Annotated in this window: 11 protein-coding genes; 3 read left to right on the forward strand and 8 right to left on the reverse strand. The window is 61.8% G+C overall.

The features are described 5' to 3' along the window. Positions 1-7 precede the first annotated feature (7 nt). Positions 8-652 carry a cAMP-activated global transcriptional regulator CRP gene (gene crp, locus N805_RS20120; protein WP_019472947.1) on the forward strand — a complete coding sequence of 215 codons (645 nt, stop codon included), beginning with the start codon at positions 8-10 and terminating at the stop codon, positions 650-652. Here the strand turns inward: crp and N805_RS20125 are convergent. From N805_RS20125 to N805_RS20140, 4 genes are all read right to left on the reverse strand, one after another. Next, positions 649-1,353, reverse strand: coding sequence for a lipoate--protein ligase family protein (locus tag N805_RS20125; protein ID WP_026034623.1), 705 nt, complete (start codon positions 1,351-1,353; stop codon positions 649-651). The genes crp and N805_RS20125 overlap by 4 nt on opposite strands. Before the next feature lie 149 nt (positions 1,354-1,502). Then, positions 1,503-2,336 (reverse strand): indole-3-glycerol phosphate synthase TrpC, encoded by an 834-nt coding sequence (gene trpC, locus N805_RS20130; protein ID WP_016497725.1) that lies wholly within the window; start codon positions 2,334-2,336, stop codon positions 1,503-1,505. After that, entirely contained in the window at positions 2,333-3,382 is a 1,050-nt protein-coding gene (trpD, locus tag N805_RS20135) for an anthranilate phosphoribosyltransferase (RefSeq protein ID WP_019472945.1), read from the reverse strand. The genes trpC and trpD overlap by 4 nt, the downstream gene beginning before the upstream one ends. Positions 3,383-3,391: 9 nt before the next feature. Beyond that, entirely contained in the window at positions 3,392-3,985 is a 594-nt protein-coding gene (locus N805_RS20140) for an aminodeoxychorismate/anthranilate synthase component II (protein ID WP_019472944.1), read from the reverse strand. A 368-nt stretch (positions 3,986-4,353) separates the two neighbouring features. Between N805_RS20140 and estP the strand changes: the two genes are divergently transcribed. After that, on the forward strand, positions 4,354-6,243 hold the full coding sequence (gene estP / locus N805_RS20145; RefSeq protein ID WP_019472943.1) for an esterase EstP: 1,890 nt from the start codon (positions 4,354-4,356) through the stop codon (positions 6,241-6,243). A 131-nt stretch (positions 6,244-6,374) separates the two neighbouring features. Here estP and trpE read toward each other — a convergent pair whose 3' ends face one another. The 3 genes from trpE to rpe all read right to left on the reverse strand — a co-directional run bounded on the left by trpE (position 6,375) and on the right by rpe (position 9,415). Beyond that, positions 6,375-7,856: an anthranilate synthase component I gene (gene trpE, locus N805_RS20150; RefSeq protein ID WP_019472942.1), complete on the reverse strand. Its 1,482-nt coding sequence runs from the start codon at positions 7,854-7,856 to the stop codon at positions 6,375-6,377. 69 nt (positions 7,857-7,925) lie between these two features. Then, positions 7,926-8,744, reverse strand: a complete 819-nt coding sequence (locus N805_RS20155) for a phosphoglycolate phosphatase (protein ID WP_019472941.1) — start codon at positions 8,742-8,744, stop codon at positions 7,926-7,928. Beyond that, positions 8,741-9,415, reverse strand: a complete 675-nt coding sequence (rpe, locus tag N805_RS20160; protein WP_019472940.1) for a ribulose-phosphate 3-epimerase — start codon at positions 9,413-9,415, stop codon at positions 8,741-8,743. Before rpe ends, N805_RS20155 begins: the two co-directional genes overlap by 4 nt. Positions 9,416-9,748: 333 nt before the next feature. On the opposite strand from rpe, the gene N805_RS20165 reads away from it, so the two are divergent. Beyond that, positions 9,749-10,702, forward strand: a complete 954-nt coding sequence (locus N805_RS20165; protein ID WP_028614143.1) for an IS110 family transposase — start codon at positions 9,749-9,751, stop codon at positions 10,700-10,702. 83 nt (positions 10,703-10,785) lie between these two features. Here N805_RS20165 and N805_RS20170 read toward each other — a convergent pair whose 3' ends face one another. Further along, complete coding sequence (locus N805_RS20170; protein ID WP_016497719.1) at positions 10,786-11,613, reverse strand: ABC transporter permease; 828 nt, start codon at positions 11,611-11,613, stop codon at positions 10,786-10,788. Positions 11,614-11,624: the final 11 nt, after the last annotated feature.

Below are 11,624 nucleotides of genomic sequence, written 5' to 3' on the forward strand. Positions count from 1 at the left end.
TTTCGTGATGGTTGCCTCCGCCCTACCCGCCAAGATCAAGAACATCGACAAACTGTTGGTACACTGCCAGCGCCGCCGCTATACCGCCAAAAGCAACATCATCTGCGCCGGCGACCGGGCCGAGACACTGTCGTTCATCATCAAGGGTTCGGTGACCATCCTCATCGAAGACGACGACGGCCGTGAAATGATCATTGCCTATCTCAACAATGGCGATTTCTTTGGCGAGCTGGGGCTGTTCGAGCCGGTTGACGGCCAGCAGCAGCGCAGTGCCTGGGTGCGAGCCAAGACCGAGTGCGAAGTGGCGGAAATCAGCTACGAGAAGTTTCGCGAACTGGCGCGCCAGGACCCGGAAATCCTCTATGCCCTGGGCAGCCAGATGGCCCAGCGCCTGCGTAACACCACACGCAAGGTCGGTGACCTGGCATTTTTCGACGTCACTGGGCGGGTTGCCCGTTGCCTGCTGGAATTGTGCAAGCAACCCGATGCCATGACCCACCCCGACGGCATGCAGATCAAGATCACCCGCCAGGAAATCGGGCGAATCGTCGGTTGCTCCCGAGAAATGGTCGGCCGCGTCCTCAAGGACCTTGAAGAGCGCAGCCTGGTGCAGGTCAAAGGTAAGACCATGGTGGTCTACGGCACCCGCTAGTCCCTGGGCAGGTCTGCAAGCACCTTGGCATAGGCCTGCGACAAGCGCTCGAACCAGGGTGCCGCAGGCGCCACTTCATGCAAGGCGATATGTGCATCGGCGCGGCAGCGCTGCTCCAGCTCGCAGCACTCGTTGAACCGGTTGACCGCCGCCACCATCGACTCACGCTCGTTGTCCAGCAGCAACGCACCGTGCACCAGCACCACCGGGCGCTTGCCACCCAGGCCCTGACGCCAGCGCTGGGCGGTACCTACCAGCTTGCGGCCATTGAGGTTGACGTTGTAGCGGCCATCGCAGAACGCCCCGTCGATTTCACCCACCGACGCCACGCCACCCCACTCGCGCAGTACATCGCACAGCGGCAGGCACAGGCGCTCGTAGGCGCTTTCGATACGGCCGTGATCGCCTTCGCTGCGCGGGGCAACGTAGACCAGTGCGACGTTGACGGTGGAATGGGACTGGGGCACCGGCTCACCGCCAGTCTCGCGCAGCAGCACCGGCCAGCCGGCAATCGCCAGCTCCGCGCAGGCGGCTTCGAAGTTGTCCAGGCGGCTCATGCGCCGGGGCATGACCAGGGCATGGTCAGTAGGGCGCCAGAACAGCACGCCACTTTCGCGTTCGCCGCGGCACACCGCGGCCAGCAGGTCCTGTTCGGCGTGCAGGCCTTGCTCGACAGTCAGGGCCAGGGGTTGATCGGTCATTGATCCACCTTTGATGTTGTTTTTGATGGCCTCTTCGCGGGCATGGCGATCCCACAAGGGGACTCACATCCACTGTAGGCGCGGGCTTGCCCGCGAAGAGGCCCTGGCAGGCATACAAAAAAGCCGGCAAAAACGCCGGCTTCATTTGATCAGTCGAGATGCTGAACAGTCTTCTTCACCTGTTCCGGGAAGAATAACCGCTGCAACTCCAGCCCAGGCTGCTCAGCGCGCATGAACGCCTCGCCCACCAGGAACGAGTAGACCTCGTTGATTGCCATCAGCTCGACATCGGCCCGGTTGAGAATACCGCTCTCGGTAATCGCCAGGCGATCACGCGGAATGCGCGGCAGCAGGTCAAGGGTGGTTTCCAGGCTGACCTCGAAGGTGTGCAGGTTGCGGTTGTTCACCCCCACCAGCGGCGTATCCAGGGTTTTCAACGCGCGCTCCAGCTCATCGCCATCGTGCACTTCCACCAGCACGTCGAGGCCGACGTCTTTTGCGGTCGCGGCCAGTTCGGCCATCTTCACGTCATCCAGCGCCGAGACGATCAGCAGCACGCAGTCCGCGCCCAAGGCCCGGGCTTCGACGATCTGGTAAGGGTCGACCATGAAGTCTTTGCGGATCACCGGCAGCGAAACTGCTGCGCGTGCCTGCTGCAGGTACTCATCGGCACCCTGGAAGTAATCGACATCGGTCAGCACCGAGAGGCAGGTAGCGCCGCCCTTCTCGTAGCTGACAGCGATTTCCGCCGGCACGAAGTGCTCGCGGATCACGCCCTTGCTCGGCGAAGCCTTCTTGATCTCGGCGATCACCGCTGGCTGCTTGCGCTTGGCCTGCTCGATCAGCGCGTTGGCGAAGCCACGCGGGGCATCGGCAACCTTGGCCAGGCCTTCCAGCTCGGCGAGGCTGACGCGCGCGCTGCGCTCGGCCACTTCCTGGAACTTGCGGGCAATGATCCTTTCCAGCACCGTCGGCACACTCATGCTTCGTTCTCCACCTTGAATACTGCAGTAAAGGCGCCCAGTTCCTGCAGCTTCTCCCAGGCCAGGCCGGTGTGCAGTACATCGTGGGCCAGTTCCACACCTTGAGCCAGGGTCATTGCATGATCGGCGGCATAGAGTGCCGCGCCTGCGTTGAGCACGATCATTTCCGCGGCCTTCTGGCCGTTTTCGGTCTTGCGGCGGCCCAGCGCATCGCGGATCAACTCCAGCGACGCCTGCGGGTTCTCGACGGCAAGGCCATGCAAGCTCTGGCTCTTCATGCCGAGGTCTTCCGGTTCGACCCAGTATTCGGTAATTGCGTCGTTCTTCAGTTCGGCAACGAAGGTGGGGGCGGCCAGGCTGAACTCATCCAGGCCATCCTTCGAGTGCACCACCAGCACATGCTTGCTACCCAGGCGTTGCAGTACCTCAGCCAACGGGCGGCACAGGGCCTGGGCGAACACGCCGACCACCTGATGCTTCACTCCGGCCGGATTCGTAAGCGGGCCGAGCATGTTGAACAGGGTACGCAACCCCAGATCGCGGCGCGGGCCGGCAGCATATTTCATGGCCGAGTGATGGCTTTGCGCGAACATGAAGCCGATGCCCAGGCTGTCAATGCAGCGGGCCACCTGAACTGGCGTCAGGTTCAGATAGATGCCGGCAGCTTCCAACAGGTCGGCACTGCCGCTCTTGCCCGACACTGCGCGGTTGCCGTGCTTGGCCACGGTGCAGCCCGCCGCCGCCAGGACGAACGAAGACGCGGTGGACACGTTGAAAATATTGGCCCCATCACCGCCGGTGCCGACGATATCGACCACGCCATCCAGGCTGTTCAGTTCAACCTTGTCGGCCAGCTCACGCATCACCGACACCGCACCGACGATTTCGTCGATGCTTTCACTCTTCATGCGCATGCCCATCAGGAAGGCGCCGATCTGCGCCTCGCTGCACTGGCCGGTCATTATCTGGCGCATGACGTCGCGCATTTCTTCAGTGGAAAGGTCTAGCTGGCCGACGATACGGCTCAACGCGCTCTTGATATCCATGTTCGATCCTTAGCGGCGGCCGCCGGTCTGCTTGAGGAAGTTGGCGAACAGCTCGTGGCCCTGCTCGGTCAGGATCGACTCGGGGTGGAACTGCACCCCTTCGATATTCAGCGTTTTGTGGCGCAGGCCCATGATTTCGTCGACCGAACCGTCTGCATGAGCGGTCCAGGCAGTGACTTCCAGGCAATCGGGCAAGGTGTCGCGCTTGACCACCAGCGAATGGTAGCGGGTCACGGTCAGCGGGTTGTTGAGGCCGGCGAACACGCCCAGGTCACGGTGGTGTACCGGGCTGGTCTTGCCGTGCATCACCTGGCGGGCACGCACCACGTCACCGCCAAAGGCCTGGCCGATAGACTGGTGCCCCAGGCACACGCCCAGGATCGGCAACTTGCCGGCAAAATGCAGGATGGCCTCGATGGACACACCCGCTTCGCTGGGCGTGCACGGGCCTGGGGATACGACGATGCGCTCGGGGTTGAGGGCTTCTATCTGGGCGATGGTCATTTCGTCGTTGCGAATGACCTTGACCTCGGCACCCAGCTCGCCAAGGTACTGAACGACGTTGTAAGTGAATGAGTCGTAATTGTCGATCATCAGTAACATGGTGTTAAACCTCTTGAATTTACTGACTTCAAAATTCGAACCTTCTTGCAGCCGCCACAGGCACGGCTTCGCCACAGGGGGCAGTAAAGAAGAAGGCAAACGGGGGCGGGCCGGGCGGGCCGGCAGGGGATAAAGTCAGGCGCGCCAACGCCAGCGGGCGTGGGCCTTGATTACGCGCATCAAGAGTTTACTGACGATCAACACAGGATAGGTCTCGCTCATACGTTCCCGCACAGTAGCTTACCGGGGCGGCGGGCGCAATATGCCTGTAAACACGGGGAAACGAATGGACTTGGGAGGGATGCACTGCGATTTGCTAAGGTCGATTGCGCAGCCCTTCATAAAAACAAAGAAAAGGATGTTCCCTGATGCGAAAAGCCCCGTTATTGCGCTTTACCTTCGCTTCACTGGCCCTGGCCTGCAGCCAGGCGTTCGCCGCACCCTCGCCCTACTCCACCCTGATCGTGTTTGGCGACAGCCTCGCCGATGCTGGGCAGTTTCCCGACCTGAGTGGCGGTACCTCAGGCCTGCGGTCCACCAACCGCGATGCCGACGGCAACTTCGCCCCGGTGTCGCCGATGATCCTCGGTGGCCGACTGGGGGTCACACCAGACGACCTGAACCCATCAACATCGATAGGCATCCGCCCCGATGGCAACAACTGGGCTGTCGGCGGCTATACCACCCAGCAGATCCTGGATTCGATCACGACCACGTCCAAGACCGTCATCCCGCCAGGGAACCCCGGCGGCGGGCAGGTACTGCGAGAAAAACCCGGCTACCTGGCCAACGGCCTGCGCGCTGACCCCAATGCGTTGTACTACCTGACCGGCGGCGGCAACGACTTCCTGCAAGGCCTGGTGAACAGCCCGACCGACGCCGTGGCCGCCGGTGCCCGCCTGGCTGCCAGCGCCCAGGCTCTTCAGCAGGGTGGCGCCCGCTACATCATGGTCTGGCTGCTGCCCGACCTCGGCCAAACGCCCAACTTCAGCGGCACGCCACAACAAAACCCGCTGTCATTGCTGTCTGGCGCTTTCAACCAGTCGCTGCTCAGCCAACTGGGCCAGATCGATGCCGAGATCATCCCGCTGAACGTCCCCGTGCTGCTGAGCGAGGCACTGGCCAGCCCCAGCCAGTTCGGCCTGGCCGGCGACCAGAACCTGGTCGGCACCTGCTATAGCGGTGATAGCTGCGTGGAAAACCCGGTGTACGGTATCAATGGCACAACCCCAGACCCGACAAAACTGCTGTTCAACGACTCGGTACACCCGACCATCGCTGGCCAGCAACTGATTGCCGACTATGCCTATTCGATCATCTCCGCCCCCTGGGAGCTTACGCTGCTCCCGGAAATGGCCCACGCCAGCCTGCGCGCCCACCAGGACGAACTGCGCAACCAATGGCAGACACCTTGGCAGGCAGTAGGCCAGTGGCAGGCCTTCGTCGCCGCCGGTGCCCAGGATCTGGACTTCGATGGCCAGCGCAGCGCAGCCAGCGGCGATGGCCGCGGCTATAACCTGACACTGGGCGGCAGCTACCGTTTGAACGACGCCTGGCGCCTGGGCCTGGCTGGCGGCGCGTACCGGCAAAAGCTGGAGGCCGGCGCCAATGATTCGGACTACAAACTGAACAGCTACCTGGCCAGCGCCTTCGCCCAGTACCGCCAGGACCGCTGGTGGGCCGATGCTGCGCTGACCGCCGGGCACCTGGACTACAGCGACCTCAAGCGCACATTTGCCCTTGGCGTGAACGAGCGCAGCGAAAAGGGCGACACCGACGGCGAGGCCTGGGCAATGTCCGGGCGGCTGGGCTACAACCTGGCGGCAGACAGCAGCAATTGGCAGCTGGCGCCATTCATCAGTGCCGACTATGCACGAGTGAAAGTGGATGGCTACGACGAGAAGAGCGGGCGCTCGACAGCACTGGGCTTCGACGACCAGGAACGCACGTCACGCCGCTTGGGCCTGGGGTTGCTGGGCAGTGTGCAGGTGCTGCCAGGTACCCGGCTGTTCGCCGAGGTGGCACAGGAGCATGAATTCGAGGATGACCAGCAGGATGTGACGATGCACCTGACCAGCTTGCCCGCCAATGACTTCACCCTCACCGGTTATACGCCGCACAGCGACCTGACCCGGGCGAGCCTGGGGGTGAGCCATGAAGTGGTCGCAGGGGTGCATTTGCGCGGGAACTACAACTGGCGCAAGAGTGATGAGTTGACGCAGCAGGGGGTGAGCCTGGGGGTAAGCGTGGACTTTTGAATTGATGAGGCCGCTTTGCGGCCCTTCGCGGGCTCGCCCGCTCCCACAGGTGCTACACAAACCTTGAAGGATGTGATTTCCCTGTGGGAGCGGGCGAGCCCGCGAAGGGCTGCAAAGCAGCCCCAATCTGTTTATTTAGCCAACGTCTGCTCTGCAAGCGCCACCGCACGGAACATCGCCCGGCGCTTGTTGATGGTTTCTTCCCACTCCAGCGCCGGTACCGAATCGGCAACGATGCCGCCCCCGGCCTGCACATGCAATTCACCGTCCTTGATCACGGCAGTACGGATGGCAATCGCGGTGTCCATGTTGCCGTTCCAGGCAAAGTAGCCGACTGCACCACCGTAAACCCCACGCTTGACCGGCTCCAGCTCGTCGATGATCTCCATCGCGCGAATCTTCGGCGCACCCGACAGGGTGCCAGCCGGCAGGATCGCCCGCAGTGCATCCATCGCCGTCAGCCCTTCACGCAGCTGGCCGGTGACGTTGGACACAATGTGCATCACGTTGGAATAACGCTCGATCACCATTTTCTCGGTCAGGCGCACGCTGCCGGTCGCGGACACACGGCCGACGTCGTTGCGGCCCAGGTCGATCAGCATCAGGTGCTCGGCAATTTCCTTGTCGTCCGACAGCAGGTCGTCTTCCAGCGCGCGGTCGGCTTCTTCGGTCGCGCCACGCGGGCGGGTACCGGCAATCGGGCGCACAGTGACCAGGTTGTCCTCGACCCGTACCAGCACCTCGGGCGAGCTGCCAACCACATGGAAGTCGCCAAAGTTGAAGAAGTACATGTACGGCGTCGGGTTGAAGCAGCGCAGCGCGCGGTACAGGTCGATAGGTGCAGCCTTGAAGTCGATCGACATGCGCTGCGACGGCACCACCTGCATGCAGTCACCGGCCAGGATGTACTCCTTGATACGGCCGACCGCGTTCTCGTAGTCGTCGCGGGTATAGCTGGAGCGGAATTCCGGCTCGGCAGCCTGCGGGCCGCTCAGGTCCAGGCCACGGCGCGGGGTGATTGGCTGACGCAGGGTTTCCAGCAGGCCCTGCAGGCGTGCCTGGCCCTGTTCGAAGGCCTGCTCTTCAGCCGGGTCGACCAGCACGATGGCGTGCATCTTGCCCGCCAGGTTGTCGAACACCACCACCGCGTCGGACACCATCAGCAGGATATCCGGCACCCCCAGCGGGTCCGGGTTGGGGCTGGCGCCCAGGCGCTTTTCCACATAGCGCACGCAGTCGTAGCCGAAGTAGCCTACCAGGCCGCCATTGAAGCGCGGCAGGCCGGGGATGTCGGCAACCTTGTAGCGGTCCTTGAAGGTTTCAACGAACGCCAGCGGGTCTTCGACATCATGGCTTTCCACCTCGATGCCATCTTGCAGGATGCTGACATGGTAGCCGTGCACACGCATCACCGTGCGCGACGGCAGGCCGATCATGGAGTAACGGCCCCATTTCTCGCCGCCCTGCACCGATTCGAGCAAGTACGAGTTGGGCTGGTCAGCCAGTTTCAGGTAAATCGACAGCGGCGTGTCGAAGTCGGCCAGGGTTTCGCAGGCCAGTGGAATGCGGTTGTAGCCGGCAGCGGCCAGGCGCAGGAATTCTTCGCGGTTCATGAGTAGCCTCGTGGCAAGCAGCAATAGGTCAGGCAAACGGACGGGCCGGCACGCGCCGGCAGGCTGAAGTCAGGCGCGCCAACGCCAACGGGCCAGGGCCTTGATGACTTTCATCCAGAATTTGCCAGTAACCACCACGGTGGGCTCTCTGTCTTGTGAGGCTTGAAGGTTGGCCAACGTTATCCCAGTGGCCGGGTCTGCGCAACCGGGCAGCAAAGCGCGCAGGTCGTCGATCACCAGGTTGGGGGATTCGTCGTGTATCGGCCGGCCATGGTTGTAGCCGTAGGTCAGCCCCACGCACTGCACGCCAGCCGCCTTGGCCGCCAGCACGTCACTGCGCGAATCACCGACAAACAGCGACTGCTGCGGGGTAACGCTGGCCATCTGCATGACAAACAGCAAAGCCGCCGGGTCGGGCTTTTTCTGCGGCAGGGTGTCGCCGCCAATGATCCAGCGGAAGTAGTTGCCGATTTTCATCTGGTCCAGCAGCGGGCCGACGAAGCGTTCGGGCTTGTTGGTGATCAGCGCCATTTCCACACCCTGCTTGCGCAGCCAGCGCAGGGTGTCCTGCACACCGGGGTAGACCACGGTCAGCTCATGGCTTTCAGCATAGGCGTCCATGAACAGCGCCAGCGCCTGGTCGGCCAGCGCATCGTCCACGGCGGCGTGGTCAATGCCACCCGCCAGGGCCCGGCGCACCAGCACCTGGGCGCCGTTACCGACCCAGTGGCGTACTGCCTCAAGGCCTGCGGGCGGGCGCCCCAGTTCGAGCAGCATGCGGTCCACGGCGGCAGCCAGGTCTGGCACGGAGTCGATCAGGGTACCGTCCAGATCGAACATCACCAGCCTGGGCAGCGTCCCCGGGAACAGCTGCTCGAAGCCACTCATGGGCGGGCCTGAGCCAGCTCGGCGCGCATCTTGGCGATGACTTCCTGATAGTCCGGTGCGTTGAAAATCGCCGAACCGGCCACGAAGGTGTCGGCGCCAGCGGCAGCGATCTCGCGGATGTTGTTGACGTTGACGCCACCGTCGATTTCCAGGCGGATATCGCGGCCACTGGCGTCGATCAGCGCACGCGCCTCACGCAGTTTGTCGAGGGTGCCAGGGATGAACTTCTGCCCGCCAAAGCCTGGGTTGACGCTCATCAGCAGCACCATGTCGATCTTGTCCATCACGTACTTCAAGGCGTCCAGGCTGGTGGCCGGGTTGAACACCAGGCCGGCCTTGCAGCCGCCGTCCTTGATCAGTTGCAGCGAACGGTCGACGTGCTGCGAGGCTTCCGGGTGGAAGGTGATATAGGTGGCGCCGGCTTCGATGAAGTCACCGATGATGCGGTCGACCGGGCTGACCATCAGGTGCACGTCGATCGGCGCGGTAACACCGTACTTGCGCAGAGCGGTGCAGACCATCGGGCCAATGGTCAGGTTGGGAACGTAGTGGTTATCCATGACATCGAAGTGGACGATGTCGGCACCCGCAGCCAATACCTTGTCGACGTCCTCACCCAGGCGGGCGAAATCGGCGGAGAGGATGGAGGGGGCAATAGCGTAGGGCTGCATGGCGCACCTGTTGGCAGAATCACGGTGGCGCGCATTGTAACTCAGACGAACGGGTAGAGGCTGATTGGTATCAATTGGTGTCGACCAGCTGTTTCAACCTGTGCCGGCCTCTTCGCGGCTAAAGCCGCTTGTATGGTTAGACTTGAAGGGGTGGTGGGACTAAATGCCCGATTCTGACTGTTCACAGCAGTACAGACCGTGGGAGACATCGCCCCACCCCTTCCACCAAAGCGCCGATAAAGAATGCATCGTTTGCAAACGACGATAGAAGCAAGCCAGCGCCTCTTGGTGAAACCCCTTCAAGCCAAAAAACCATAACGTGAGGAGGCTCCCGTGGCAATGCAGGCTGGCAAATTGATCGTGGGTGCGGATGTCGCGAAAGCAGAGTTAGTGATTCATCACGATGATCGCGATGAGATCATCAAGGTGAAAAATACCAAACCGGAAATCGAGAAATGGCTGAAGCAACAGCCTCTCAACACGGCAATTGCTGTTGAGGCGACCAATGTTTACCACCTGGACTTGGTTGAGCTGGCCCATAGCCTGGGTTTCGAGGTCTATGTCATTGATGGGTTCCAACTGAGCAACTACCGCAAAAGCGTGGGTGTGCGGGTAAAAACGGACCCCTCTGATGCTCGGTTGTTATCCCGATTTTTGAAAAACGAGGGGGAAGACCTCCGCCCTTGGACTCCCCCTCCCGCCGTCTACGGCAAGCTTCAGAGCCTTCTGCGACGCCGAGCGGCCTTGGTGACTGCCCGCACGGCGATGACTCAGAGCTGGGCTAATGAAGCCCTCTTGAAAGCCGCCTTCCAAACCTTTGTAAAATCGATAGACCGGCTGGATTTGTTGATCCAAAAGAAAATTAAAGAAGTGCTGCGCGAAGCTGGGCTGCACGAGCAAGTTGCTCGCTGCCAAGCGGTAGAGGGCATTGGGTTTCTCACCGCCACTGCCTTGGTAATGGCCTTTATGCGGGGCGAGTTCAAGAGCAGTGATTCGTACATTGCATTCCTGGGAATGGATCTACGAGTGATTGATTCTGGGCAGAAGAATGGACGTCGCCGCCTGACCAAGCGAGGCTGCTCAGAAATCCGTCGTCTGTTGCATAACGCGGCGATGTCAGCCAGCCGGACGGCCACTTGGAAAGGGATCTACGAACAACATCGCAATGCGGGTAAAGCAACAACCCAGGCGTTGGTAATCCTGGCCAGAAAGCTTGCGCGAGTGGCATTCGCCCTGATGAAGAATCAGGACGAATATGTCTCCAAAGGTGGGAAACCGGCTTGCTGAAAACCATAGAATCTCCCACAGGGGCCGCACAATCCTGTGGGAGCGGCTTTAGCCGCGAAGAGGCCGGCGCAGGCGACCCATCATCAGGCCGGTTGCTGGGTTCTCAGCTTCTCGCTACGCCCACGCAACCACTCCAGGGTCAGCAGCAGCACTACCGAGAAGGCAATCAGCAAAGTCGCCGCCGCAGCAATGGTCGGGCTCAGGTTTTCGCGGATACCGCTGAACATCTGTCTCGGCAGGGTCGCCTGCTCCGGCCCGGCCAGGAACAGCGTCACCACCACCTCGTCAAACGACGTCGCAAAGGCGAACAGCGCCCCCGAGATCACCCCGGGCGCAATCAGCGGCAAGGTCACCCGACGGAAGGCCAGCAACGGCGACGCACCCAGGCTGGCTGCCGCCCGCACCAGGTTGTAGTTGAAACCCTGCAAGGTTGCCGACACGGTAATGATGACGAACGGCACACCCAGCACCGCATGCACCAGAATCAACGAGGTGAAGCTGTTACCCATCCCCAGCGGAGCGAAGAACAGGTAGCTGGCCACACCGATGATCACCACCGGCACCACCATCGGTGAAATCACCAGCGCCATCACCAGCGACTTGCCGGGAAAATCGCCACGGGTCAGGCCAATGGCCGCCAGGGTGCCGAACACCATGGCCAATACCGTGGCCGCCGGGGCGACGATGATGCTGTTTTTCAGCGCCCGCATCCACTCGGCCGAGCCGAAGAAGTCCTGGTACCACTGCAGCGAAAAGCCCTGCAGCGGGTACACCAGGAAGCTGCCACTGTTGAACGACAGCGGCACGATCACCAGCACCGGCAAGATCAGGAACAGCAGAACCAGGCCGCAAAGAATGCGCAGGCTGTAGAACCAGACCCGCTCCACGGGCGACATGTATGGGCTCAGCATGACAAAGCTCC

This window comes from Pseudomonas putida S13.1.2, from assembly GCF_000498395.2.
In the GTDB taxonomy this organism is placed as follows: domain Bacteria; phylum Pseudomonadota; class Gammaproteobacteria; order Pseudomonadales; family Pseudomonadaceae; genus Aquipseudomonas; species Aquipseudomonas putida_Q.